A 25,484-nucleotide genomic window follows, 5' to 3' on the forward strand; every position below is an offset into this window, starting at 1 on the left:
GCCGGTGGCGCGTTGTGCCGGACACGCGGAATCCCCTCTCGTCGTCGCCACCCGAACAGGTTGACCGGTATTCCGGCCCGCTGAACCCGCCCCGGGCAGGCGGTTGGTCACACCCCGCCGATTGTCGTTCCCCGCCGCAACTGCGGGCGGGCGGCTGGCGCGATTGGTCCAACCAGTTGACGGGTTGATGTGGGCGGGGCCACACTGCACCGCATGACGTTCGTTCCCGTCCCCCGGGGTTCCGTCTCCGACCACGTCTTCGGGCAGCTCCGCGACGCCGTCGTCAGCGGCGCGTACCGGCCCGGCGACACCCTGCCCGGCGAGCGGGAGCTGGCCGCCGCGTTCGCGGTGAACCGGCACGCCGTGCGCGAGGCGCTGCGCCGCCTGCAACAGCTCGGCCTGGTCCGGGTCAGTCAGGGCGGCGCGACCCGGGTGCTCGACTGGCGGGTGCACGCCGGGCTCGACCTCGCCCTGTCCCTGGTCCGCTCCGGCGACGTCCTGCCGGTCGGCACACTCGTGCGGGACATGCTGGAGATGCGCGCCTGCATCGGCGTCGACGCGGCCCGGCTCTGCGCCGAACGGGCCGACGCGGCGACGCGGGAGACCGTCACCCGCGCCGCCGAGGAGTACGCGGCGCTCGCGCCGGACCTGCTCCGGATGGACGAGGCCAACATCGCCCTGTGGCGGCACGTCGTGCGCGGCTGCGGCAACACCGCGTACCTGCTGGGTTTCAACAGCCTCGTGGCCGGCGCGCTCGCCGTCGGCGAGGTGCCGCCGCAGCGGCGCGCCGCCGAGCTGCTCGACGTCGGCGGGCACCGGCGGCTCGCCGGGGCGATCGCCGCCGGTCGGGGCGACGACGCCGCAGCGCAGGCCCGGGCCCTGCTCACCGCCGCCCTCACCACCCCCACCACACCCGGAAGGGAATGCCGAGCATGATCCCCGCCGTGCTCTACGCCGTGCCTGCGTTCCTGCTGCTCGTCGTCGTGGAGGCGCTGTCCTACCGGTTCGCCCCCGACGACGACGAACGCGGCTACGAGCTGCGCGACACCACCACGAGCCTCACCATGGGCGCCGGCAGCCAGGTGATCGGCTTCCCGTGGAAGCTGCTCACGATCGGCCTGTACGCCGGGCTGTGGACCGTCGCGCCGGTCCAGCTCTCCCCCACCAGCGTCTGGACCTGGGTGCTGCTGTTCCTCGCCGACGACCTGGCCTACTACTGGTTCCACCGCACCCACCACGAGGTGCGGCTGTTCTGGGCCAGCCACGTGGTGCACCACTCCAGCACGTTCTACAACCTGTCCACCGCGCTGCGGCAGAGCTGGACGCCGATGACGTCGCTGCCGTTCTGGCTGCCGCTGGCCCTGCTCGGCATCCCGCCGTGGATGATCTTCCTCCAGCAGTCGGTCAGCCTGCTGTACCAGTTCTTCCTGCACACCGAGCGGGTCCGGATGCTGCCCCGGCCGATCGAGTGGATCTTCAACACGCCGTCGCACCACCGCGTCCACCACGGCGTGAACGCCGAGTACCTGGACCGCAACTACGGCGGCATCCTGATCGTCTGGGACCGCCTGTTCGGCACCTTCGAGCCGGAACGCGCCCCCGCCCGGTACGGGCTGACGAAGAACATCGGCACGTACAACCCGCTGCGGGTGGCCACCCACGAGTACGCGGCGATCTGGGCCGACGTGCGCGCGGCGGCATCCTGGCGGCACCGGTGGGGCCACCTGTTCCGCCGGCCCGGCTGGCAGCCGGCCCGATGAGGCGGCTCGCGCCCTTCGGGCTGGTCGTCGCCGTCGAGCTGGTCGGCGTCGCGCTCGACGACATCGTGCTCCAGTGGCTGGCCAAGCCGCTGCTCGCCCCGCTGCTGCTGCTCTGGCTGCTGTGCCCCGGCCACCGGCGCCCCGCCGGCCGGCAACCCGTCGACGGGCGGCAACGCCCCGACGGCCGGCGGCGCTTCGACGCGGTCGCGCTCGGGCTGGTCTTCGCCACCGCCGGCGACGTGGCGCTGCTGCTGCCCGGCGAGCCCGCGTTCCTGATCGGCATGGGCTTCTTCCTCGGCACCCAGGTCAGCCTCATCGTGGCGTTCACCCGGCACCGACGGCCGCCGGTGGCGGCGGTGGCCGGCTACCTCGCCCTGTGGGCGCTGGCCAACGCCGCGCTGTGGGGCTCGCTCGGTCCGCTGCGGCTGCCCGTGCTCGGCTACAGCCTCGCGCTGTGCCTGATGGCCGCCGCCGCGGCCGGCGTGTCGGCCCGCGCGGCGGTCGGCGGGGCGCTCTTCCTCGGGTCCGACCTGCTGATCGGCGTGGACGCGGCCGGCACCGCCCTGCCCGGCCACGGCCTGCTGGTGATGGGCACCTACATCGCCGCGCTGCTGCTGCTCACCACGGCATGGGCGGCGGCCGGCACCCCGGACGCGCCCGGCCGTCCGGGGCGGACCGGGCCCGCGCCCGCGCCCGACCCGGCGACCCCCTGAGCCGCCGCCGACCCGCCCCGGATCGGGGGCGGGCCGGGCGGGCGGCGCGGGCGGTCAGTGCCGGCGGCGGCCGTACGCGCCCGCAGCGATCGACACGCCGATCGCCGCGAAGACGACCTGGATGAACAGCTCGATCCAGTCGACGCCGCGGGTCTCGTCCACCCCGAGCGCGCCGGCCACCAGCGTGCCGAGGATCGCGGCCACCACGCCGATCAGCAGGGTGAGCCAGATCGGGATGTTCTGCTTGCCGGGCACGACCAGCCGACCCAGCGCGCCGATGATCAGACCGACGATGATGGCGGTGAAGAATCCGGTGACTTCCACGGTGGGCCGTTCCTCTCGAGGGGTTCTGTCGCCTGCGCCCTCCACGATGCCCCCGCCGGGCGGGCGGCAAAACTGCCATTGGGCCTGAACACGGTGTTCTTCACACGACTGTCATGGTCCCGCGCGACAACCGTCACGCGCGGGCGGCGGGTCGGCCGAGTGGGCGTATCGGGCGGCCCGCTCGGCGAGCCACAGCCAGCGGCGCTGCACCTCGCCGCCGGTGGCCGCGACCATGGCGAGGGCGTCGCCGCGCACGGCGTCCAAGGCCGCCGCGGTGGCCGCCGGGTCGTCGAGCAGGGCCGCGCCGTCGCGGAACGCCTCGGCCTCGGCCGACCCGCCGAAGCGGGGGGCGACCTCGTCGCGCCAGAAGTCCGCCCAGGCCAGCTCGGGGTTCCAGGAGAATCGGGCGTACGCCAGGTAGCTGATTTCGTTGGTCGGGTGGTAGGCCGCCGCCTCGGCGAAGATGGTCAGTCCGCGCATCCCGGCCGCCCCGGCGCGGGTGGCCATGTCGGCGTACATCTCGGGCACCCAGGAGTGGCGCTGCCGGTTCCACTGCGACCCGGCGTGGGTGCGCAGCACGTTGGTGGTGTGCGGCAGCCGGTCGACGTGCTCGGCGGTCAGGCGGTCCCGGTTGTCGCACCAGAAGCCCCGGTTCACGCAGTACTGGTAGGCCACGTCGTCGGGCAGGTCGGCCAGGGGCTGCTGGGCGTCGAGGTCGAAGATGTTGTCCCAGTAGACCTCGACGAGGTGGCGCAGCGGCACCCCGGCCGGGCCGGGGCGGCGGGCGGTCTCCAGCAGCGTCGGGTAGACCGACCGCATCGCCTCGTACGACCAGGAGGTGCGCTCGCCGCCGGCATGGGCGGCGCAGCGGGCGCAGGCGCAGCTTCCGTAGTCGCCGGTCTCGAAGTTGATCCCGCCGATAGGCAGGGTGTCCAGCAGCCAGTCGATGGCGTCGCGGTGCCAGGCCAGGTTGTCCGGCTGGGACGGGCAGGCGGCCATCATGTACTCGCTGGCCGGGAAGTGCAGGTCGCCGAACTCGTCGATGTCGAAGCCGACCTTCTTCGGCAGCTCGGCGGCCAGGTCGGGGCGCGGGCGCAGCCAGGTGGCCAGGTTGTAGCGGTGCCGGCCGTCGAAGTAGATCCCGCCGTAGGCGTTGACGCCGATGCCGGCGATGATTCGCACGCCCCGGGCGTTGGCGTACTCGCACAGGTCGCGGGCCGCCCCGACGCCGCCGTGGGCGTCGCGCAGCAGCCCGTACACCACGATGCCGCCGATCCGTTCCTGGCTGCAGAAGTCGACGAGCCGCCGGTAGTCCGCGCCGAACGCGTCGGCGGACTTCGCGTACGGGTTGAGCGCGCCGATCTCCTGCTGGCCGAGCTGCCGGGTGTCCCAGTTGGTGGAGTGGTCCCAGGTCCACAGGGTGCGCAGCGGCAGCCCGGGCGCGGTGGCGGACGCGCCGACGGGCAGGCCGGCGGGGGTGGCCCGGCCGACGAGTTCCCGGGCGGCATAGACCAGGCCCGCGAACGGGTCGCCGGTGAGCCGGACCTCGCCGACCTCGGGCACGTCGACGCAGTGGCCGCCCTCGGGCAGCGCCGGATCGAAGGCGAGGCGCACCGGCACGGCGTCGGGGCCGCCGTCGCCCCACGCCCCGCGCAGCAGAGCGGCGGCGTACGGCGCGTGCTCGGCCCCGAGCACCCGCACGCCGGGAACCTGGCGGTACGACGACATCATGTCCTCCCGAGGGTGTGGCTCGTGGCGGCGAGGTAGTCGGCCACGTCGAGTGTGGTCCACACCCCGTGCCGCCAGTAGGGGTCCCGTTCGACGAGGGTGCGGGCGGCGGCCGCGTCGGCGGCCCGCAGCACCAGCACGGAGGCGGTCAGATCGGCGTGCGCCCCGGCGAGCAGGGCAGTGCCGTCGGCGAGCAGTGCCCGCACGTGCGCCAGGTGCGCGGCCCGGTGGGGTTCGCGCCGGACGGCGGCGTCGGCGGCGAAGGCGGCGGTGACGAGGTACGTCGGCTCGAAGCGCAGGGGCGCGCCGGCGTCGGGAGCCGGGGCACTCACGCCTCGGCCCCGATCGCGCCGAGGAGCCGTCGCATGGCGACCCGGTAGACGGCCTGCGGGCGGCCCGCGCCGGTGCTCACGTGCACGCCGACCTCCTCGGCGAAGCCGGCCGCGCGCAGGGCCTTGAGCAGCCGGCGGGCGGAGCGCGCCTCCACCCCGTACGCGTCGGCCAGACCCCGGGCGGTGACCTGGTCGGGGTCCATCTGGTGCAGGGCCTCCAGCAGCCGGCGGGTCGACAGCGGCCCGATCCGGAGCTGCTCGGAGACGCGCAGCACGCCCGGGGCGGTTTCCCGCAGCCGGGGACGCACGGCGGTCTCCCGGCTGGAGTAGACCTCCCCGTCGGGGAAGACCACGTGGGTATCGCCGCTGTGCCGGCCCAGCGCGAGGGCCTTGCGGGCGTTGTCCTCGGCGGCGGCGATCGTGGTGCCCGCGCCGAAGCCGACGGCGTGTTCGACGTCGACCCCGCGCAGGGTGAGCACGGAGGCGTGCCCGTCGCGGTGCCGGGCGATGGCGCTCTCCACGGTGCCCCGGGTGGTGGTGATCACCATGGTCCGGTCGTCGACCGCGGCGAGTCGGCCGCGCATCCGCTCGGCGTGTTCCAGCAGCGCCTCACGCACCCGCAACCGCTGCCGCTCGGCCTGGTACGGGTCCTGCGCCCGGTGCGTCGACGCGCCGAGGTCGACCATCATCACGGCGATCTGGGTGGCCCGGGACTGGCGCACCTCGGCGGCGAGCCAGGCCCGGCGCAGCGCGTCGCGCACCGAGGCGCGGGTGTGCTCGACGCGCCACACCGGGACCCCGCTGTCGGCCAGGTCGCGGTGCACCGCGCCGAGGCACGTCAGGCACGCCTCGACCGCGCCGGAGGCGTACCGCTCGCGGTGGTAGGCGGTGACCTCGCCGAGGCTGGCGAAGAGCAGCCCGGATGAGTCGGCGATCGGCAGGATCTCCGTGGGCGGGGCGACCTCGATGTCATGGTACGTCTCGCGGACGATCTCGGCCTCGATGGTGTCCACGCTGACCCGAGGCAGCTTCCCGCCGGTGGCCAGCAGCATCCGCGACAGGGTCCGGTACAGGTCGATGCCGGCGTGCGGGACGTAGTCGATCTCCGCCCGCAGGTCACCGGCCGCGCTGGCGAACGCGTACGGGATGCGGCCGGTGAACAGCAGCACCTGGCACACCTCGTCCAGCTCGCGGGCGAGGTCGGGTGCCTGCTCAGGCCGGGTGTAGGCGCGCGCGGTGACCGTGTCCGCGCGGCCCTCCCCGGCCGCCACCTCCTGCGCGAGCCGGATCGAGTCCTCCGGGCCGATGATCCCGATCACGATGCTGCCTCCATGTGGTGCGCCCGCTGGCCTGGTGGGGTGGGGTGCTCAGCCAGTGCAGACCGTGCCGGCGAGGCCGGCGCTGACCGGTGACGCCAGCAGGACCAGCACCGAGGCCACGTCCTCGGGGCGACCCAGCGCAGCCTCGACCGCGGCGATCCGCCCGCCTTCGGCGCCGTTGGTCCGCGCCTCGTCCAGCGACCGCCGCATCAGCGGCGTGTCGATGTCCCCCGGGCAGAGCGCGTGCACTCGGATCCCCTGTGGACCTAGCTGTCGGGCCAGCGTGAGCGCCAGGCCGTGCAACCCTCCCTTACTCGCGCCGTAGGGTACCGAGCCGGAGCCGGTCTGCACGCCCGCCTTCGACCCGACCAGCACGAGCACCCCGTCGCCGGGGCTCAGGTGCCGGGCGGCGTGCTTGGCGACCAGGAACGGGCCGGTGAGGTTGACTGCGATGACCTGCGCCCACAGCGCGACGGGCACGTCGCGCACGTCCAGGCCCTGACCGCGCATCACACCCGCGACGTGCAACACGGCGTCGACCCCGCCCAGTTCGGCGGCGGCGGCGTCGAGCGCCTCGGCGACCTCGTCCTCGACGGTGACGTCCACGCCCCGCGAGCAGGCCGTCGCTCCGGCGGCGCGGGCCTGCTCGGCGGCGCGGTCCGCGCCGGCGGAGTCGGCGTCGAGCACGGCGACCGCCGCGCCGGCCCCGACGGCGGCGGCCACGGTGGCCAGGCCGATGCCGGACGCGCCGCCGACGACGACCACCCGCCGGCCCGCCAGCAGGCCGGCGTGCGCGGTGCCGCCGCCAGCCCCCCGACCGGCCGCCGGGATGTCGTCGCTCACGCGCGGACCGTCCGGCGCATCGCGTCCGCCACGGTCGCCGCGTCGGGCACCACGACGGCCTGGAGGGCGGGCGCGGCGGGCATCGGCACGTCCGGGGCGGCCACCCGGGCCACCGGGGCACGCAGGTCGGCGAAGCACTCGGCGGCGGCCCGGGCGGCGATCTCCGCACCGAACCCGCCGGTCAGGTTGGCCTCGTGCGCGACGACCAGCCGGCCGGTGCGGGCCACCGACGCGGCGACCGTGTCGAAGTCCAGCGGGTTGAGCCAGCGCAGGTCGACCACCTCGACGTCGACGCCCTCCTCGGCGAGGGTGGCGGCGGCGTCGAGGGCCGCCGACACCATCCGGGACCAGGCGACGACGGTCACGTCGGCGCCGGGCCGGACCACCCGGGCCCCGCCGATCTCCTCGACCGGGGCGTCGGTGCGCACCGGGCCTCGGGTCGGGTAGAGCATCCGGGCCTCGGCGACGACCACCGGGTCATCGCTGACGACGGCGGTGCGCAACATCTGGTACGCGTCGTCCGGGGTGGCCGGCAGCGCGACACGCAGGCCGGGGGTGTGCGCGAAGTACGCCTCCGGCGAGTGCGAGTGCTGGGCACACGCCCCGGGCGAGTAGCCCTGCTGCATCCGGATCACCAGCGGGGCCTTCCACCGCCCGGCGCTGGAGTAGTGGATGGTGGCGATCTGGTTGACGATCTGGTCCATCGCCACGAACGAGAAGTCGGCGTACATGATCTCGGCGATCGGCCGCAGCCCGGTCATGGCCGCGCCGAGGGCCATGCCGAGAAAGCCGGTCTCGGAGATCGGGGTGTCGAAGATCCGGTCGGAACCGAACCTCTTGTGCAGCCCTTTCGTGGCGCCGAACGGCCCGCCCGGCAGCGCCACGTCCTCGCCGAAGTAGACGGTGTCGGTCCGGCTGTCCAGGGCCCAGGCGAGCGCCGCGTTGACGGCCTGGATGTAGCGCAGCGACTCAGACATAGACATGCTCCCTCGCAGTCGCCGGGTCCGGGTAGGGCACGGCGCGGGCGGCGGTTACGGCGGCCTCGATCTCGGCGGCGACCTCGGCGTCGACGGCGTCGAGCCGGGCGGTCAGGTCGACGTCGGCGGCGGCGCGGATGCGGGTCAGCGGCTCGCGTTCCCGGGCAGCGGCGATCTCGCCGGCCGGGCGGTAGTGCTGCGCGTCGCCGCTATAGTGGCCGACCAGACGCTCGGTCATGGCCTCCACGATGGACGGACCGGAGCCCTCGCGGGCACGGCCCACGGCCTCGGTGACCGCCTCGGCGACGGAGTCGGGATCGTTTCCGTCGACCACCCGGCCCGGCAGTCCGTAGCCGGCGGCCCGCTCGGCGAGCTGCCGCACCCGCACCATGTCGGAGATTCGGGACATCTCGGAGTAGACGTTGTTCTCCACCACCAGCACCAGCGGCAGGTCGAGCACGGCGGCGAGGTTGAGCGCCTCGTGCACGTTGCCCTGGTTCATCGCGCCGTCGCCGATGCTGACCACCGACACCGCCCCGCTGCCGGTGCGCTGCGCGGTGAGCGCCGCGCCCGCCGCGATCGGCACGCCGGCGCCCACGATGGAGTTCTCGCCGACGAACCAGCGGCCTGGGTCCGACAGGTACGGCGAGGCGGCACGCCCGCCGCACAGCGCCGAGTCGCGGCCCATCATCTCGGCGAACAGGCCGGTGAGATCGACACCCCGGGCGATCGCCCAGCCGTGCCCCCGGTAGGTCGAGGTGACGTGGTCCCCGTCGCGCAGCACCCGGCAGGCACCGACCGGGATGGCCTCCTGGCCGTTGCACAGGTGGATCGAGCCCGGGATCTCGCCGGCGTCCTTGAGGGCGGTCAGCCGCTCCTCGAACCGGCGGATCCGGGCCATGAGCCGATAGTCGTCCGGCAGCCCCATCACACCCCCCACAGATAATTGAGCCTTATTTAGGCTCGTTGGTTGTGGAGCCTAGACCAGCAGTCCAAGGCTATGGAAGAGTGTTGAAGCAAGTTTGTGACCGTTATTAGTCTCTAATTTGGGGAGCGGGCATGGAGATCGCCGAGGTCGAGTCGGTGGTGCGCGGCGACGCGCACTTCGTCCAGGTGCACACGACGGACGGGCTGACCGGGGTCGGCCAGTCCGCCTGCTGGGGCTACCCGACGGCGGTGCACGCCGTGGTGGAGACGTTCCGGCCGTACCTGCTCGGCGCGGATCCCCACCGGATCGAGCACCACTGGCACCACCTCTACCGGATGGGCCCGTTCCGCGGCTCGGTGCTCACCGCCGCCGTCTCCGCCGTCGACCTGGCCCTGTGGGACCTGCTCGGCAAGCGGCTCGGCGTCCCGGTGTGGCAACTGCTCGGCGGTCGGGTCCGCGACAGGATCCGGCTGCACCTGCTGCTGGGCGCCACCGGCGCGCAGGCCCTCGCGGCCGAGGCTGCCGTCGCCGTCGCCGACGGATTCACCGCCGTGAAGTTCGACCCGCTGCCGGCGAACCACGGCGACTTGTCGCAGGCCCGCCTCGTCGCCGAGACCGAAGCCACCACGGCGGCGGTGCGCGACACCGTCGGCGCGGACGTCGACCTGCTGATCGAGCTGCACCGCAAGCTCACCCCGTTGCAGGCCGAGGCGGTCGTGCCGGCGCTGGCCCGGCACCATCCCCTGCTGGTCGAGGACCCGATCCAGATCGACAGCGTGAGCAGCCAGGCCGGGGTGACCCGGCGGGCGCCGGGCGTGCCGATGGCCAACGGGGAACGGCTGCACACCATCTGGGAGTTCAAGGAGCTGCTCGCCCAGGGCGGCGCGCAGTATGTCCGGCCCGACGTCGGGCTCGCCGGCGGCCTCAGCCACGCTCGCAAGATTGCCGCGCTGGCCGAGGCACACCACGCGGCCGTGGTCACCCACAACTGCCTCGGCCCGCTGCTGACCATGGCCTCGGTGCACCTCGACACGGCCATCCCCAACTTCGTCACCCAGGAGTACTCGCCGCTGGACGACGCGCTCGCCGACGGCCCGGCCCGGGCCTGCGTGCGCCGCGAGGGCGGCTTCCTGCCGGTGCCGCAGGCCCCCGGGCTGGGCGTCACCCTCGACCTGTCCGACCCCACGCCTCTGGACCTGACCGGCCGGCCGCTGACCCGCATCCCGCTGCGCGCCGACGGCTCCGTCGCGTACGCGGTTTAAGGAAGGGCTCCCTGTTAACGCCTGCGGTAGAGAAGGGAACCCCTCTCACCGCAGACGCAGGGCGCGGCGCGCGGCCGGAGCGACGCGCGCCGCGCTCCTAGGCGGGCGGCGGGTGGCCGGGGTAGCGGAACACCCGGTGCGCCCACAGCGGCTCGCCGTCGGCGTCAGCGATCTCGGCGAACAGGTGGGTCAACGACGCCGTCCACCGGGCCTGCACCTGCGAGGCGGCGGTGACCGCGCATGCCTGGGCGTAGCCCCACCGGGTGCGCAGCACGCAGATCAGCAGCAGGCCGCGCCGGTAGATGGCGTAGTCGTAGATCCCCGCCTCGCCCAGCGACGCGGACAGCTCCGGCCACACCTCGGCGTGCCGGCGCTCGTACTCGGCCTCGGCGCCGGGGCGTAGCCGGTACAGGTGGCACACCTGCTCCCCCGGCCCGGCGGTCGCGCTCACCGCGCGCCCCACCGGGCCGTCTTCGCCGGGGGCGTCACTTGCCGGAGCCGGCCAGCGCGCCGGAGACGAGCTGCCGCTGGAAGACCAGGTAGATGACCAGCACCGGCAGCAGCGCGACGATCAGGCCGGCGCTGACCAGCGGCACCGACACGTCGTACTGGCCGCTGAGCAGGGAGACGCCGACCATCAGGGTCTTGCTGTCCGAGCCGCCCATGATGACCAGGGGCAGCAGCAAATCGTTCCACATCCAGACGAAGTTGAAGATGGCCAGGGCCGCCAGGGCCGGGGTGGCGATCGGGGCGAGCAGCCGGAACAGGATGGTCAGGTGCCCCGCGCCGTCGACCCGGGCCGCCTCAATCAGCTCGTCGGGCACCTGCTGGAAGTAGCCGGCGAGCTGGTACGTGCCCAGCGGCAGCCCGAACGCCGCGTACGCCAGGATCAGGCCCTGGTACTCGCCGGACATGCCCAGGTCGAGCACGGTCTGGTAGAGCGGGTAGATGATCGCCTGGCTGGGGATGGTCAGGGACACGATGATCAGCAGGAAGACGGCCTTCCCGCCGCGGAAGCGCAGCTTCGTCACCGCGTACGCGACCAGCAGCGCGGCGAGCACCGACAGCACCAGCCCGCCGACGGTGGTGATCAGCGAGTTGAGCAGCAGCCGGGGCATGTTCATCCGGCGGAACGCCTCGAGGTAGTTGTCCAGGGTGATCCCGGCGGGCAGGCCCAGCGGATCGTGGGCGAAGCCGGCCTGCGTCTTCAGCGAGCTGACCACGGTGAACAGCAGCGGGTAGATCGCCGCGACCGCGACGACGACCAACGCGAACGTCAGCAGGTAGCGCCCGATGCGGGCGTAGTGGCGCGTGTTCATCGCGGCTTGCGGGTCCCCTCTGTGAACATGTGCCGCACGCTGAAGATCGACAGCACGGCGACGAAGACGAACAGGGCGATGCCGATGGCCGAGCCGTAGCCGCGGTCGAGGAACTGGAAGGTGGTGAGGAACACCAGATACTCGGGCAGCATGGTGGCGTCGCCCGGCCCGCCCTGGGTCAGCGCGTAGATCAGCGGGAACAGCCAGATCAGCACGCCGGAGGCGCAGATCACGCTCCAGTACGCCACGGTCGGGCGCAGCATCGGCACGACCACCGAGAACAGCCGCCGGAAGAACCCGGCGCCGTCGAGGTACGCCGCCTCCAGCGTCTCCTCGGGGATGGTGGACAGGCCGGCGAGGTAGGTCATCACGCCGAGCCCAAAGAAGCTCCACAGGGCGACCGCGACCAGCGAGAACAGCGCGCTGTACCGGCCGTTGAGCCACTCGATCGCCAGCGGCTGGAGCCCGACGCCACGCAGCAGGGCGTTGAGCGGCCCGTCGGGGGCGAGGATCTGCCGGAACATGATGCCGACGACGATGGGCGCGATGGTGTACGGCACGAAGTAGACGGCGCGGAAGAACCTCCAGCCCGGCGAGCGCTGGTGGATGAGCAGCGCCAGCACCAGCGGGACCACGATCCACACCGGCAGGGTGGCCACCACGAGCAGGGCGTTGCGGAAGCTGGTGCGCACCATCGGGTCGTCGAACATCCGGGTGTAGTTGTCGGCCCCGGCGAACTCGCTGCCGCCGAACCCGCTGGACGACTCGAAGCTGGTGAGCACGCCCCGCGCGAGGGGCACCAGCTTGAACAGCACGACCAGGACGAGCGCGGGCAGCACCAGCGCGACGCCGAGCCACCACTCCCGGGCCTGTCCCGGCCGGCGTGCCAGGCGGCGGACCGGCGCGGGCGGGACGTCGGTGGCCACCGGCTCCGACGCCGGCGCGGTGGAGATCGTCATCAGGGTTCCTCTCCCCGGGCTGGCCGGGCAGGGCGACGAAGGGTCGCCCCGCCCGGGGTAGCTACTTTGTCTGCTTCTTCGTGGGGCTGCGCTCCAGCGCCTGCTGCATCTGCCCGGCCCACTTGTCGACGGTGAGCTGGCCGAGGGTGACCTGCTGCCAGCCACGAGCCAGGGCGTCGGCCTCGGGGCCGGAGAGCATCACGCCGGAGTGCAGGGTCGGCTGGGCCACCAGCTCCTGGATCTTCAGGAAGGCCGGTGACGAGGGCAACAGCGCCTTGTCGACGTTCTTGTTCAGGGGCTGGCCCTTGCCGTGCTTGACCCAGAGCTCGCCATTCTCCTTGCCGGCGAGCCAGGTGATGAACTCCACGCCGGCCTGCTTCTTCTGGCTCCACTGGGTGACGCCGTAGACGGCGCCCTCGATGCCGGAGAACTTCTGGGCCAGCGGGGCCGCCGGGTCGATCGCCGGCCACCGGGTGACGCCGAGCTTGTCGTCGCCAAGGGCCTTGCCGAATGCCTCCCAGTTCACCGCGTCGGAGATGATGGTGCCGGCGAACGCGGCGTCGCCGCGCTGGAAGATGTCCGCGCCGTCGGGGAGCATGGTGATCGACGGGGCGTTCTTGTTCGCCCAGCCCTTGGTGGTGATCTCCGCGAGCTTCTCCAGCACCGCGACGAGCTTCGGGTCCGTCCAGGACAGCTTGCCGGCGAGCAGGGCCCGGATGTCGTCCTCGGTGAGATAGTTGCGGGCGATCTCCGGGAAGTCCCAGTACGCCGGGAAGGTGCCGGAGAGCCCGAGCGCGAGGCAGGTCTTGCCGGCCTTCTTCACCGCGTCGCAGGCCGCGCCGAACTCGTCCCAGGTCTCCGGGGGCTGCTCCGGGTCCAGCCCGGCGGCGGTCAGGACGGCCTTGTTGTAGTAGAGGACGTTGCCCTGATACGAAAACGGCACGCCGTAGCAGGTCTTGCTCGTGTCGAAGCCCTCGCAAGCGCCGCTGTAGGTGACCAGGTCCTTGGTGATCTCGGCGGCCTTGTCACCCAGCGGCACGTACGCGCCGCGCCGGTCGAACAGCTCCAGGCCGGCGTTGTTGGCCATCACGTCCGGCCCGGACTGGGAGGTGATGTACGGGCCCTGCACCTCGGGGTACTTGTCGAAGGGGACGGACTGCATCTCCAGCTTGATGTTCGGGTGGCCGGCCTCGAAGCTGCTCTTGACCTGCTTCCAGTACTCGGTGCCGCCGGGCTCCCAGGTCAGCACCTTCAGGGTGACCGGGCCACCGTCGGTGGCGTCGTCACCGCCGCCGCATCCGGTCAGCAGCACGGCGGCCGCTATGCCGGCGGCGAGTGCGCCGGCCAAACTCCGTCGAAACATCGGGTAGCTCCTGTCACAAGTGGGGGCTCTGAGGAACGCGGCGGGCCGACCCGCCAGCGGTGGCGCTGTCGACCACGGCCTCGGCGACCCGGACGACGTGCAGGCCGTCGGCGAGCGGGACGACCGCCGTCGGCTCGGTGCCGTCGATCCGGCCGAGGAAGTGCCGCAGCTCGGCGGCGAGCGCTCCGCCGCCGTCGACCGGGGAGAGGAGCCAGTCCGGCGCCTCGGTCGGCTCGCCCTGGACGAGCAACGTGGGGTGGCCGAGGTCGACGTGCGCGACCCCGTCGGTGCCGTACACCTCGACCAGGTCCGAGGTGTGGTTCGGGGTGTGTTCGGGCAGCAGGTAGCTGTTGCGGATCGACGACACGACGTCGTTGGCGTGCCGCAGCTCCGCCCACACCAGGACCGGGGTCGCCGATCCGGGTCGGGTCCGGGCCGCCGCGCGGACCTCGACCACGGGCGCTCCGGCGTACCAGAGGGCCAGGTCGATGTCGTGCACGGCGGTGAGCAGCGCGGGGTGCTCGCGCGGGAAGTGCCGGCTGAGGGTGCGGGGGCGGTCGCGGCGGGACGACACGGCGAGCACGTCGCCGATCCGGCCGGCGCGGACCGCCTCGTGCAGGGCCCGGTGCGGGGCGCTGTGCCGCAGGATGTGCCCCGGCTGGCAGAGCACGCCGGTGCGTTCGGCGGCGGCCACGATGGCGGCGGCGTCAGCGCCAGTGGCGGCGAGCGGCTTCTCCACCAGCACGGGCACCCCGGCGGCCAGCAGGTCGACGGCCACCGCGCGGTGCGCCGGGCCGGGGACGCACACCGACGCGGCGTCCGGCGGGGCGGCGGCCAGCAGTTCGGCCACGGAGGCGTACGTCTGTGGCACGCCGTGCTGGGCGGCCACCCGCTGGCGGGTCGCGGCGTCCGGTTCGACGAGGGCACGCACGGGCACGCCGAGCGACCGGTACGCGGCCAGGTGCCGCGCGCCGAACGCCCCCACGCCGACCACGGCGACCGACGGGCGGCTCACGCCCCGACCGCCTCGACGGCGGCACGGTCACCGGGGGCGGCACCGGCGTCTCCCCGGCCGTCGGCGACGGCATCCACCTGCGCGAGGCGGCCGGCGAGGACGGACCGGGTAAGGCGTTCCAGGGCTGCCACGCCCACCCCGATGCACCGCTCGTCCACGTCGAAGGCACCCGAGTGCAGCGACGCGCCGCCGCGTTCGCCGGTCACACCGAGCTTGACGTACAGGCTGGGGCCGAATGCGCCCAGCAGAGCGAAGTCGTCGGTGGTCAGCGGCGGCGCGGTCAGGTCTGCGACGGTGGCCACGGCGGGCAGCTCGGCGTGCGCGAGGGCCACCAGCGACGCGGCGTTGCGCACCGGGGGCATCTCGTTGGCCCAGGTGAAGCGCAGTCCTAGGTCGAGCGCGACGGCCTGCTGCCGGGCGATGCGCTCGATGACCTCCTTGAGCCGTTCGCGGACGGCCTCATCGTGGGTACGCAGGGTGCCGGTCGCCTCCGCCCGCTCGGCGACCTGGCTCTGGCTGGCCCCACCCGCGATCGTGCCGATGTTGAAGGCGACCAGATCGTGGGGGTTGCGGAAGCGGGCGACCCCGGCGTGCAGGAGGTTGACGATGCCGGCCAGGCCGAGAATCGCGTCCCGGCCCAGGGCGGGGGTGGCGGCGTGCGCGGCGCGGCCGAGCACCTCGACCCGGAAGGCATCCTTGGCCGCCATCGCGGTCTCCCGGTCGATGCCGACGGCGCCGACCGGCAGGTCGGGCCAGCAGTGCAGACCGAGGACGGCGTCGAAGCGCCGGCCGCGCAGGGCCTCGTCGGCGAGCACGGCGGCGGCACCGGAGTCCTCGCCGAAGGGGATCTCCTCAGCCGGCTGGAACAGCACGGTCACCGTGCCCCGCTCGGGCGGGTCGGCCGCGAGCCGGGCCGCGACGCCGGAGACGACCGTCATGTGCACGTCGTGCCCGCAGGCGTGACAGACCCCCGGGTTGCCCGACGCCCAGGGCACCTCCTTGGCGTCCTGGACCGGATAGGCGTCCATATCGGCCCGAAGTAAGACCGAGGGCCCGGGGGTACGTCCTTCGATCTCGGCGACGAGGCCGGTGCCCGCGACACCGGAGCGAACCCGGGCGATCGAGGCGAGCCGGCCGGCGAGGACGACTGCGGTCTGCTGTTCGGCGAACCGCAGCTCAGGGCGCTGGTGGAGCTGTCGCCGCAGCCGCACCAGATCGTCAATGCCCTCGTACGCCTGCACCACGCGGTCCACCCCTCACCTGCGTCCGATAATCCGGACCTAATTGAGACAAGAACCTAAGGGAGGGGTCCTCCCACGTCAATGGGCAGGTCGGAATCGGCTAGGGTCCGGCCCATGGAACGCGCCGACGCACACCTGCACCTCTTCGCCGACGGGTATCCGGGCCGCCACGGAAGGTCACCGGCCGGGGGTGACGAACTCGCCGTCTACCGGACGTTGCGCCACGAACACGGCATCGATCGGGCGCTCGTGGTCGGCTACGAGGGCGCCCCGAAGTTCGCCGGCAACAACCGGCACCTGGCCCAGCTCGCGGCCGCGCACGACTGGATCGTGCCCCTGGCGTACGTTCCGGTCACCGGCACGGACCGGGCCGGGCTGGACCGGCTGCGGGCAGCGGGGTTCGCGGGCGTCGCGGCGTACCTGCCGGACCCGGCCTCGGCCGACGCGTTCGCCGGCTGGGCCGCGACGGCGGCCGGGCCGCTCAACGCCGCCTCGGCGGTGCTCAGCCTCAACGCCACGCCGGAGGCGGCCGGCCGGCTCGGGCGGGCGCTGGCCGCCCTCGACGGGTGCGCGGTGCTGTTCAGCCACCTCGGCCTGCCCGGCCGGCAGCAGGCCGTGCCGACCCCGCAGGCCGCCGCCGACCGGCTCGCCCCGGTCACCGACCTCGCCCGGCTGCCCCACGTCGGGGTCAAGGTCTCCGGCCTGTACGCCGTCAGCGACCCCGCCGACGCGTATCCGCACGCCGCCGCCCGGCCGTTCGTCGGCCTGCTCCTGGACCGGTTCGGCGCGCGGCGGCTGTACTGGGGCTCGGACTTCTCCCCCAGCCTGGACCACGTGTCGTTCGCCCAGACCCTGCGCCCGGTCGGGCTCGACGGGCTCTCTGCCGCCGAGGCGGCCGCCGTGTTCGGCGGCAACCTCCGCCGCGCCCTACGCCGGCGCTGAGGCCGGAACAGCCGCCGACACCGACGTCGGAACGCGGCGGGCGGGGCGGGGCGGGAGGACGGTGGCTGCCGCCGGGGCGGGACGGGCGGATCGCGTCCGCCCGTCCCGCGGGGCCGGGTCAGACCTGCGGCGCGGCCTCCCGGCGCAGCGTCGACGACCCGGCGGCCACCGACCAGCCGGCCACCCACCGGCTGGCGCTGCCGGGCCGGGTCCGGTCCGCCAGGTGGTACCAGTCCATCCGGCACCGCTGCCGGGTCACGTCCAGCACGCCGTAGCCGTGGCCGTCCAGCTCCGTCCAACGCACGTGCGTGTTGGTCGCGCGGAGCAGGTCCGCGCCGAGGACGCTGAGCGCATTGCCCTCCCGCAGGCCGAGAAAGTCGTTGACGTTGTCGCTCGTCACCGAGGGCACCACGAACTCGGCGGCGGCCGGGGCGGACGTGCCCGTGGCCCGGGTGGTGACCTCGTTGGCCCAGGAGGTGTGGATGTCGCCGGTCAGGAAGACGACGTCGCGGGTGCCGGCGGCCCGGAGGTGGTCGACCAGCTCGTTGCGGTCGGCGTTGTAGCCGTCCCACTGGTCGGGGTTGAGCACCACGCCGTTCTCGGGGACGCCCAACAGCCTGCCGATCGGGCCGAGCAGCCAGGCGGGTAGCGTGGCGAGGTCGACCCGGGCGATCATGACGGGGTTGCCGACCAGCTTCCACCGGGCGGTGGAGGCGGCCAGTCCGCTCTTGAGCCAGGACATCTGCGCGTCCCCGGTGATCGTCCGGGTCGGGTCGTCGACGGCGGAGCCCGACGCCTGCTGCGACCGGTAGGTGCGCAGGTCCAGCATGGACAGTTCGGCCAGCCGCCCGAACCGCAGCCGGCGGTAGATCGCCCCGTCCGCGCCGGTGCGCACCGGCATCCACTCGGCGTACGCCTGCCGGGCGGCGGCGACCCGGTCGGCGAACTCGCCCTCGGTGGCCGGGGTGTGGTTCTCCGCGCCGCCGGACCACTGGTCGTTGGCCACCTCGTGGTCGTCCCAGGTGATCACCCACGGCACCGCAGCGTGCAGCGCCTGCAGGTCCGGGTCGGTCTTGTACAGCGCGTGCCGGATCCGGTAGTCGGCCAGCGTCAGCACCTCGTGCGCCGGGAGCACCGGCCGCACCACCGTCCCGCCGGCGTCGAACTCGCCGGTTCCGTACTCGTAGAGGTAGTCGCCGAGGTGCACGACGAGGTTGAGGTCGCCCCGGTCGGCCAGGTTCCGGTACGCCGAGAAGTAGCCCGCCTCCCAGTTGGCGCAGGAGACCACGCCGAGGCGGAGCCGGTCGATGTCGGCGTCGGCCGGCGGCGCGGTCATGGTGCGCCCGGTCGCCGACCACGCGCCCGCGTGCCCGAACCTGTACCACCAGGTGGTGGCCGGGGCCAGGCCGCTCACCGCCACCTTGACGGTGTGGTCGCGCGCCGGGCCAGTGGTCAGGGTGCCCTGGGCCGCCACCGTCGCGAAGTCGGGGTCGGCGGCGACCTGCCAGGTCACCTCCGCCTCCGGGCCGACGCCGGAACCGGGCTGCGCCTCGTCGGTGGGGGTGAGCCGGGTCCACAACAGGACCCCGTCGGGCAGCGGGTCACCGGAGGCCACCCCGTGCCGGAACGCGCCGCCGGCCGCGCCTGCGGGGGACGGGCCGGCCAGGGTGGCGCCGGCGAGCACGGCCGTGCCGGCGGATGCGCCGGCCAGCCTCAGGAGGGTACGACGGTCGATGGTGTTCGTCATGCCTCACGTATCTACCGTCTTCACCGTCCGGCCCGCTGCCCCGCGCGCCAGAGTTCGCCGATCCTTCACCGGTTGTCGGCCGTCCCCACGCCACCCGGCGGGCCTTGGCACCGGAATCCCCGGCCGGCGGAGATAGGGTCGGCAGCCATGCGGACGAAGCAGGAGTTGGGCGCGGCCATCCGGCGGGACCGGCGGGCGGCGCTGGTGGTCAACGCCCGCTCCCGCCGGGGCCGCCGCCTCTACGAGCACGCCCGGGCGCTACTGGCCCGGTCGGGCTTCGAGCTGCTCGGGGCGTATCCGGCCGACCGGCCCGGTGAGCTGGAGCGGAGCCTCGACGACGCCCTCGCCCTCGGGCCGGACCTGCTCGTCGCCGGCGGCGGCGACGGCACGCAGAGCGCCGCCGCGCGGCTGCTCGCGCACCGCGACGTGGCGCTGGGCCTGCTGCCGCTGGGCACCACCAACAACTTCGCCCGCACCCTCGGCCTCCCGCTCGACCTGGGCTCCGCCGTGGCGGTCCTCGCCGACGGCAAGGTGATCGACGTCGACCTGGGGCTGGCCGGCGACGTGCCGTTCGCCAACCACGTCGGGGTGGGGCTGTCGGCCGACATCATGCTGCGGACCCCACCGGCGCTCAAGCGGGTCACCGGCCGGCTCGCGTATCCGGCGACCGCCCTGGCGCTGCTGGCCCGGCACCGGGCGCTGCGGGCCACCGTGCGGGCCGGGGACGCGACGCACGAGTTCCACACCCACCAGCTGTACGTGGCCAACGGCGGCTTCCACGCCGGCCGGCCGATCACCGCCGACACCGACGCCGACGACCGGCTGCTGGTGGCGTACCCGGTCGGCGGGCCGACCCGGCGCGGCCTGCTGCGGGACACGGCCCGCAACGCCGCCACGGGGGCCCGGCGCACCCTCGCCGAGACGCCGTTCCTCGCCGTCGGCGAGCTGTGGCTGGAGACCGACCGGCCGGCGCGGGTCGAGGTGGACGGCGAGCTGTGCGGCGAGACCCCGATCCGGATCGGACTGGCCGCCAACGCGCTGCGGGTGATGGCCCCCGCCGACAGCCCGGACCGCTGACGGCGCAAGGAAGGGCCACCTGTTGACGCATACGGTATAGAAGGGTTCCCTTCTCACGGCTGGAGGGCCCACGCGCGCCAGGCCGGCGGCGCGCCGGACGGGGCGCGCCACCGACGGGAGTCAGGACCCGTACGGCCGGGCCGCCCGCGCCGTGCGCAGCGCCTCGGCCCACCAGCCGGTCAGGCCCCTCCGGCAGCCCCGACGGCGACCGCGGGACGCCTCCGTCGCCGACCCGCCCGGAGGCGACGGGACGGCGACGGGACGGCGGGTCACTGGGCCAGCTCGACGACCTCCTCGGCGGTCAGCCGCAGGGCGGGGGCCGCGGCCGGTGCCAGGCCGCGCGCCGCGGCGGCCGGGGCGGGTGGGACGGCCGGCGGGTCGGCGGGCCGCCGCCGGTGCCAGTCGGTGACCGCCTGGTACGCCGCCGCCACGGACAACAGCCGGTCCTCCCCGTACGGCAGGCCACCGAGGATGGTGCCGATCGGCACGCCTGCGGCGGTGAAGCCGATCGGGAAGGCGATCTCCGGCAGGCCGAGGATGTCGAACGGCACCGGGCTGCTCTGCACCACCACGTCGCAGGAGGCGAAGAGCTGGTCGAGCACCCGCTCCATGAGCAGCAGCTTGGCCCGCTGGCCGGTGATGAACTCGCCGGCGCCCAGCAGCGCGCCCTGCAGCCAGCCCGTCACCGACACGCCGAAGCCGCGCAGGTCGGTGCGCAGGTACGGCATGAACGGCTCGCTGCGTTCGGGCAGCCGTACGTTGTTGAACGCGCCGCCGGTGAGCAGGTCCCACTCGTCGGGCAGCGGCACGTCCACCACGGTCGCGCCGGGGATCGCGGCGAGCTTCGCCAGGTACGCGGCCCGCGCCGCCGCCGTCTCGGTGGTGCCGGCGGTGAAGCCCGGTAGCACACCGATGCGGGTCTTCCAGCGCAGCTTCAGCCGACCGTTGGAGCGGACCGGGGTGGCCGCGTCGATCAGCTTCGGCACCCCGGGCAGGCCCTGCGTACGCGGGTCGGCGGGGTCCTCGCCGGCCATGGCCGTGAGCATGATGGCCGCGTCCTTGGCGTCGCGGGCCAGCGGGCCGGGGTGGTCGCGGGTGTAGCTGAGCGGGATGATGCCGTGCAGCGAGACGCGGCCCATCGTCGGCTTGAGGCCGGTGAGGTTCTGCGCGTTGGACGGCGCGGTGATCGAGCCGCCGGTCTGGGTGCCGGTGCCGGAGGCGGCGAGCCGCCCGGCGACGGCGGTGGCGGTGCCGGTGGACGAGCCGCCGGGGTCGGTGCGGATGTCGGTCGGGGTCCACGCGTTGACGGTGGTGACCACCCCGCTCGGGGTGGTGGCCCGGGTGGTGGCCAGCGGTCCCATCTGGGTCTTGCCGAGCACGATCGCCCCGCCGGCGAGGAGCCGTGACACGGCCGTGGCGTCGTACGGCGGCCGGAAGTCGGCGAACAGGTAGGAGTTGGCGGTGGTGGGCACCCCGGCGGTGTAGTAGTTGTCCTTGATCGCCAGCGGGATGCCGTGCAGCGCGCCCCGCCGGGGCTTCTTCGCCAGGGCGGTCGCCGCCTTGGCCGCCGCCTCGGCGAGGACCAGATTGAACGCGCGGTACGTGCCGTCGTACGTGGAGATGCGGGCCAGATACGCCTCGACCAGCTTGGCGGGGGTGAGCTTGCCGGCGCGGATCAGCCAGGCCGCCTCGGCGACGGTGAGCTCGGTGGGGTCGGCCACGGCCTCCGGGCGCGGCTTGACGTAGGCGTTCGGCACGTCCAGCGCCGGGTTCCACTTCGCCGCCGTGAGCAGGGGTGTTCGGGCGGGACCGGCCGCCGAGGCCACGGCGGGCAGGCCGACGGCGCCGCCGACCGCCGAGGCGGCAGCCAGGGCGGCGGTGCGGGCGAGGAAGGCGCGGCGGTCGACGCCGCGATCGACGGGGGCTTCGCTCATCGGTTCCGCCATTCCGTGCTGATCGAGGGGTAGAGCATCGGCGCGGGCTGCTGCGACAGCGCCATGGCCACGACGGGGTCGGTGCCGGCCGGGGCGGGCAGCTGGTACGCGGCGAGCGTGCCCACGGTGCCGCGGACGAAGGACCGCAGGGACGCCAGCACGGAGTCGCGGCCGGGGGAACCGGTCTGCGGGTCGGCGGTGGTGCCCGGCGGGAGCTGGTCGAGGTCGATGCCGAGGGACGCGAGCCGGGCGCGGATGAGGACGTCCAGTTCGGCGTCGGTCGGTGGGGTTGGCGCCAAGGGGTGCTCCTCCAGGGTGGGAGATGATGCGCCCACTGTCGGGCCGGGCCGTGTCACCGGCGTGTCGAGTCGATCTCGGCGCAGTGAACCCACGCGGGTCTATGCCCTCTGACCTGCGCGGGTACGGCCGCTCCCGCCCCGCCCGACCGCTGAGGCTCCCCGGCCCGGCACTGTCCGGGGTGGACCGGGAGCACCGTCACTCAGATTGACAGGCGTAACTGCGTTCGGTTATCAATGACACAGAGAGCGCTCTCACCCATCCGTCCCGTCTACGGCCCGGCGATCCCGGGCCGGTGCCCGGTGCGCCGGGCGAGGAGGAAGCATGCGGTTCATCCGAGGGCGCCGTGACGCCGATCCGATCCCCCGTCCGCGCCTGCGCCGCGCCGGCGCGCTGGCCGTGGCGCTGCTGACCCTGGTCGCGGGCGGGGTGCTGGCCGACCGGGATGCCGTCGACGCGCGGGCGGCGACCGGCGGTGCGGCCGCCGCAGGCGGTCACGCCGGCCACGCGTACGGGCTCAGCCCCGAGCAGGCGGCGGCCGCCCTGGAACTCCAGCTCGCGCCGGTGCGCGGCTCCGAGTTCCGGGCCGACTGCCCGAGCAAGGGACGGGCCAACGACGACCCGATCGTCATGTGGGGCCGCCCGGGCGCCTCGCACACCCACGAGTTCTTCGGCAACACGACGACGAACGCGTACACCGACCTGGCCTCCCTGCGGGCCGGCGGGACGACCTGCAACCCGGTGGCCGACAAGTCCGCGTACTGGGTGCCGACGCTCTACCAGAACGGCGTGGCGCAGAAGCCGCAGAGCGTCCGGATCTACTACCAGGTCCTCACCGACCGGGCGAACGTCAAGCCGCACCCCCAGGGCCTGCGGATCGTGGTGGGCAATCCCCTCGCGACCAGCGCGGGCCAGAATCCCGCCGCCCGGTGGAACTGCGTCGGCATCCCGGCCGCCAGCGGCGACTTCCCGGTCTGCCCGGCCGGGTCCAAGCTGGAGACCTACCTGGACTTCCCGACCTGCTGGGACGGGAAGAACCTGGACAGCCCCGACCACAAGAGCCACATGGCGTTCGGCCTGGGCGGCGTCGGCGGCACCTGCCCGGCCAGCCACCCGGTGCCCGTGCCCCGACTGGAGTTCCTCATCACGTACGACGTGCGCGGCACCGGGCTCAGCCTGGCCGGCATCCGCAACGGGGCCAACGTCACCACCGCCCCCGGCTACACGTTCCACGGCGACTTCTTCAACGCCTGGGACGAGGCAGAACTCGCCCGGCGGGTGCAGACATGCATCGTCGACGGCTACATCTGCGGCAACGACGGGCAGCCGATCCAGCAGTGACGATCCCGGCGGCGGTACGCGCCGACCAACAGACCGGCGCGCACCGCCGCGTAGGCCAGTACCCGCACGGCCGCCCCGTCGACGCGATCTTGGACAGCGGTCGACGTTCATTACGCCGCAAACCGGTCAGGTTCTTGCCAGACCAATCGACTCCTCCCTATCCTCGGCTGTGGAAAGCGCTTTCCGAATGGATGCGGACCGTTCCGGCACCGGCGACCATCGCCGTACCCGTAGCCGTCCGTCACGGTTTCGACGGCGACGGCCCCCCACAGACCACGTCCCAGGCCGGGGGCCGCCTCGTCGCCTCCGGCAGTCGCCGGGCCGTACCACCCCAGGAACACATCGAAGGCGAGGCAAGGATGAAACGACCAGTCCCACTGCGACTCCACGCGGCGGTGGCCGCGACGGTCATCGGGGCCGCGATCTGCGTGGCACTGCCGACGCCCCAGGCGTCGGCGGCGACCGGCGGCGTGACCGGCTATGCGACCCAGAACGGCGGGACCACCGGCGGCGCGGGCGGGCAGACGGTGCGGGCCACCACGGGGACCGCGATCCACACGGCGCTGTGCACCCGGGCCAGCAGCAGCACCCCGATCATCATCCAGGTCGAGGGGACCATCAACCACGGCAACACGGCCAAGGTGTCGGGCAACAGCTGCAACACCGCCGCCGGCCTGATCGAGCTCAAGCAGATCAGCAACGTCACGATCGTCGGCGTCGGCAGCGGGGCGGTCTTCGACCAGCTGGGCATCCACATCCGCGACTCCAGCAACATCATCATCCAGAACGTGACCGTCCGGAACGTCAAGAAGTCGGGCTCGCCCACCTCCAACGGCGGCGACGCCATCGGCATGGAGAGCACCGTCCGCAACGTCTGGGTCGACCACGTCACCCTGGAGGCATCCGGCGGGGAGTCCGAGGGATTCGACGGCCTCTTCGACATGAAGGACAACGTGCAGTACGTGACGCTGTCCTACAGCACCCTGCGCAACTCCGGCCGCGGCGGCCTGGTCGGCTCCAGTGAGAGCGACCTGGGGAACAACTACATCACGTTCCACCACAACCTGTACGAGAACCTCGACTCCCGCGCGCCCCTGCTGCGCGGCGCCACGGCCCACATGTACAACAACTCCTACGTGAACCTGCGCGAGTCCGGCATCAACTCCCGGGCAGGCGCGAAGGCCAAGGTGGAGAACAACTACTTCAAGGACTCCAAGGACGTCCTGGGCACCTTCTACACCAACGAGCGCGGCTCCTGGCAGGTCGCCGGCAACGTCTTCGACAACGTGACCTGGTCGAGCCCCGGCGACGAGAACTACCCCGCCGGGCCCAACCCCCAGTCGACCACCACCGTCAGCATCCCCTACACCTACCGCCTCGACGGGGCCAGCTGCGTGCCCAACCTGGTGCGCCAGACGGCGGGCGCGAACAAGGGCCTGCAGGTGTCGGACGGCAGCTGCACGCCGCAGACCCCGACGCCGACCACCCCCGCGCCGACCAGCCCCACCCCAGGGCCGACCAGCCCGACGCCGGGCCCGACCAACCCGGGTGGGACGAACCTCAGCATCGGGGCCGGGGCCGACGGCTCCAGCAAGGCCAGCGGCACCAGCTACGGCAACGTGCTGGACGGCAACCTGAGCACCTACTGGTCGCCCTCCGGCTCGACCGGCCGGATCTCGGTCAAGTGGGACGCCGCCGTCCGGGTCGGCTCGGTGAACATCCGGGAGGCCTCCGGCGCCACCGGCGTCATCCGCTCCTGGCGACTGGTCAACAACGACACCGGTGCCGTCCTCGCGTCGGGCAGAAACGGGGTGGGCGTCGTGTCCTTCAGCCCGACCTCGCTGAAGAAGATCAACCTGGAGATCGACGGCGCGAACGGCACGCCACGGGTCGCCGAGTTCGAGACGTACGCCGGCTAGCGCTTCGCCGCTGATCAGCCGGAACCGGGGCCGGGGACGGTCCGAACCCGCCGGCGCGCGGGGACCTCGGCCGGAGCACCCAGCGCACGCGAAGCGGGTCACCAAGTCCTAGCCGCCGACCCCACCACCAGTCTCTTAAACAGG

Annotated in this window: 24 protein-coding genes; 8 read left to right on the forward strand and 16 right to left on the reverse strand. The window is 73.5% G+C overall.

What is annotated here, in order from left to right; all coding sequences use genetic code 11:
- Positions 1-213 precede the first annotated feature (213 nt).
- The 3 genes from ACFT41_RS08665 to ACFT41_RS08675 are packed head-to-tail and all read left to right on the forward strand — an operon-like array spanning position 214 to position 2,473.
- Positions 214-936 (forward strand): FadR/GntR family transcriptional regulator, encoded by a 723-nt coding sequence (locus ACFT41_RS08665; protein ID WP_377587545.1) that lies wholly within the window; start codon positions 214-216, stop codon positions 934-936.
- Entirely contained in the window at positions 933-1,760 is an 828-nt protein-coding gene (locus ACFT41_RS08670; protein WP_377587546.1) for a sterol desaturase family protein, read from the forward strand. The genes ACFT41_RS08665 and ACFT41_RS08670 overlap by 4 nt, the downstream gene beginning before the upstream one ends.
- A complete protein-coding gene (locus ACFT41_RS08675; protein ID WP_377587547.1) occupies positions 1,757-2,473 on the forward strand; it encodes a lysoplasmalogenase family protein in 717 nt (238 codons plus the stop codon). The genes ACFT41_RS08670 and ACFT41_RS08675 overlap by 4 nt, the downstream gene beginning before the upstream one ends.
- Positions 2,474-2,527: 54 nt before the next feature.
- On the opposite strand, the gene ACFT41_RS08680 is transcribed toward ACFT41_RS08675, so the two are convergent.
- From ACFT41_RS08680 to ACFT41_RS08710, 7 genes are all read right to left on the reverse strand, one after another.
- Positions 2,528-2,797: a GlsB/YeaQ/YmgE family stress response membrane protein gene (locus ACFT41_RS08680; protein ID WP_377587548.1), complete on the reverse strand. Its 270-nt coding sequence runs from the start codon at positions 2,795-2,797 to the stop codon at positions 2,528-2,530.
- A 111-nt stretch (positions 2,798-2,908) separates the two neighbouring features.
- Positions 2,909-4,525, reverse strand: a complete 1,617-nt coding sequence (locus ACFT41_RS08685) for a hypothetical protein (protein ID WP_377587549.1) — start codon at positions 4,523-4,525, stop codon at positions 2,909-2,911.
- Positions 4,525-4,857, reverse strand: coding sequence for a YciI family protein (locus ACFT41_RS08690; RefSeq protein WP_377587550.1), 333 nt, complete (start codon positions 4,855-4,857; stop codon positions 4,525-4,527). The genes ACFT41_RS08685 and ACFT41_RS08690 overlap by 1 nt, the downstream gene beginning before the upstream one ends.
- Positions 4,854-6,176 carry a hypothetical protein gene (locus ACFT41_RS08695; protein ID WP_377587551.1) on the reverse strand — a complete coding sequence of 441 codons (1,323 nt, stop codon included), beginning with the start codon at positions 6,174-6,176 and terminating at the stop codon, positions 4,854-4,856. The genes ACFT41_RS08690 and ACFT41_RS08695 overlap by 4 nt, the downstream gene beginning before the upstream one ends.
- Before the next feature lie 48 nt (positions 6,177-6,224).
- Positions 6,225-7,019 carry an SDR family NAD(P)-dependent oxidoreductase gene (locus ACFT41_RS08700; RefSeq protein WP_377587552.1) on the reverse strand — a complete coding sequence of 265 codons (795 nt, stop codon included), beginning with the start codon at positions 7,017-7,019 and terminating at the stop codon, positions 6,225-6,227.
- Positions 7,016-7,996, reverse strand: a complete 981-nt coding sequence (locus ACFT41_RS08705; RefSeq protein WP_377587553.1) for an alpha-ketoacid dehydrogenase subunit beta — start codon at positions 7,994-7,996, stop codon at positions 7,016-7,018. Before ACFT41_RS08705 ends, ACFT41_RS08700 begins: the two co-directional genes overlap by 4 nt.
- Positions 7,989-8,924: a thiamine pyrophosphate-dependent dehydrogenase E1 component subunit alpha gene (locus ACFT41_RS08710; protein WP_377587554.1), complete on the reverse strand. Its 936-nt coding sequence runs from the start codon at positions 8,922-8,924 to the stop codon at positions 7,989-7,991. The genes ACFT41_RS08705 and ACFT41_RS08710 overlap by 8 nt, the downstream gene beginning before the upstream one ends.
- A 131-nt stretch (positions 8,925-9,055) precedes the next feature.
- On the opposite strand from ACFT41_RS08710, the gene ACFT41_RS08715 reads away from it, so the two are divergent.
- Positions 9,056-10,186 (forward strand): mandelate racemase/muconate lactonizing enzyme family protein, encoded by a 1,131-nt coding sequence (locus ACFT41_RS08715; protein WP_377587555.1) that lies wholly within the window; start codon positions 9,056-9,058, stop codon positions 10,184-10,186.
- 97 nt (positions 10,187-10,283) lie between these two features.
- On the opposite strand, the gene ACFT41_RS08720 is transcribed toward ACFT41_RS08715, so the two are convergent.
- From ACFT41_RS08720 to ACFT41_RS08745, 6 genes are all read right to left on the reverse strand, one after another.
- Positions 10,284-10,637 (reverse strand): L-rhamnose mutarotase, encoded by a 354-nt coding sequence (locus ACFT41_RS08720; RefSeq protein WP_377587556.1) that lies wholly within the window; start codon positions 10,635-10,637, stop codon positions 10,284-10,286.
- Positions 10,638-10,671: 34 nt separating this feature from the next.
- The gene (locus tag ACFT41_RS08725; RefSeq protein ID WP_377587557.1) at positions 10,672-11,505 is read right to left on the reverse strand and encodes a carbohydrate ABC transporter permease; all 834 of its coding nucleotides are present in this window, start codon (positions 11,503-11,505) and stop codon (positions 10,672-10,674) included.
- The gene (locus ACFT41_RS08730; protein WP_377587558.1) at positions 11,502-12,464 is read right to left on the reverse strand and encodes a carbohydrate ABC transporter permease; all 963 of its coding nucleotides are present in this window, start codon (positions 12,462-12,464) and stop codon (positions 11,502-11,504) included. The genes ACFT41_RS08725 and ACFT41_RS08730 overlap by 4 nt, the downstream gene beginning before the upstream one ends.
- 61 nt (positions 12,465-12,525) lie before the next feature.
- Entirely contained in the window at positions 12,526-13,827 is a 1,302-nt protein-coding gene (locus ACFT41_RS08735) for an ABC transporter substrate-binding protein (RefSeq protein ID WP_377587559.1), read from the reverse strand.
- A 13-nt stretch (positions 13,828-13,840) separates the two neighbouring features.
- Entirely contained in the window at positions 13,841-14,842 is a 1,002-nt protein-coding gene (locus ACFT41_RS08740; protein WP_377587560.1) for a Gfo/Idh/MocA family protein, read from the reverse strand.
- Positions 14,839-16,095, reverse strand: coding sequence for a M20 family metallopeptidase (locus tag ACFT41_RS08745; protein ID WP_377587561.1), 1,257 nt, complete (start codon positions 16,093-16,095; stop codon positions 14,839-14,841). Before ACFT41_RS08745 ends, ACFT41_RS08740 begins: the two co-directional genes overlap by 4 nt.
- Before the next feature lie 102 nt (positions 16,096-16,197).
- Here ACFT41_RS08745 and ACFT41_RS08750 point away from each other — a divergent pair, with 102 nt between their 5' ends.
- The gene (locus ACFT41_RS08750) at positions 16,198-17,025 is read left to right on the forward strand and encodes an amidohydrolase family protein (protein ID WP_377587562.1); all 828 of its coding nucleotides are present in this window, start codon (positions 16,198-16,200) and stop codon (positions 17,023-17,025) included.
- Between the two features lie 118 nt (positions 17,026-17,143).
- Here the strand turns inward: ACFT41_RS08750 and ACFT41_RS08755 are convergent, their stop codons facing one another.
- Positions 17,144-18,772: an alkaline phosphatase D family protein gene (locus tag ACFT41_RS08755; protein ID WP_377589986.1), complete on the reverse strand. Its 1,629-nt coding sequence runs from the start codon at positions 18,770-18,772 to the stop codon at positions 17,144-17,146.
- 147 nt (positions 18,773-18,919) lie between these two features.
- Between ACFT41_RS08755 and ACFT41_RS08760 the strand changes: the two genes are divergently transcribed.
- Positions 18,920-19,849, forward strand: coding sequence for a diacylglycerol/lipid kinase family protein (locus ACFT41_RS08760; protein WP_377589985.1), 930 nt, complete (start codon positions 18,920-18,922; stop codon positions 19,847-19,849).
- Positions 19,850-20,118: 269 nt separating this feature from the next.
- Here ACFT41_RS08760 and ACFT41_RS08765 read toward each other — a convergent pair whose 3' ends face one another.
- Together ACFT41_RS08765 and ACFT41_RS08770 are read right to left on the reverse strand one after the other, a co-directional pair.
- A complete protein-coding gene (locus ACFT41_RS08765; protein ID WP_377589984.1) occupies positions 20,119-21,783 on the reverse strand; it encodes an amidase in 1,665 nt (554 codons plus the stop codon).
- The gene (locus ACFT41_RS08770) at positions 21,780-22,082 is read right to left on the reverse strand and encodes a hypothetical protein (protein ID WP_377589983.1); all 303 of its coding nucleotides are present in this window, start codon (positions 22,080-22,082) and stop codon (positions 21,780-21,782) included. Before ACFT41_RS08770 ends, ACFT41_RS08765 begins: the two co-directional genes overlap by 4 nt.
- 322 nt (positions 22,083-22,404) lie before the next feature.
- Between ACFT41_RS08770 and ACFT41_RS08775 the strand changes: the two genes are divergently transcribed.
- Together ACFT41_RS08775 and ACFT41_RS08780 are read left to right on the forward strand one after the other, a co-directional pair.
- Positions 22,405-23,421 carry a DUF1996 domain-containing protein gene (locus ACFT41_RS08775; protein ID WP_377589982.1) on the forward strand — a complete coding sequence of 339 codons (1,017 nt, stop codon included), beginning with the start codon at positions 22,405-22,407 and terminating at the stop codon, positions 23,419-23,421.
- A 359-nt stretch (positions 23,422-23,780) separates the two neighbouring features.
- Positions 23,781-25,340, forward strand: coding sequence for a polysaccharide lyase family 1 protein (locus ACFT41_RS08780; protein ID WP_377589981.1), 1,560 nt, complete (start codon positions 23,781-23,783; stop codon positions 25,338-25,340).
- The last annotated feature ends 144 nt before the right edge of the window (positions 25,341-25,484 follow it).

The sequence above is a fragment of the Micromonospora sp. NPDC057141 genome, assembly GCF_042670805.1.
Classification (GTDB): domain Bacteria; phylum Actinomycetota; class Actinomycetes; order Mycobacteriales; family Micromonosporaceae; genus Micromonospora.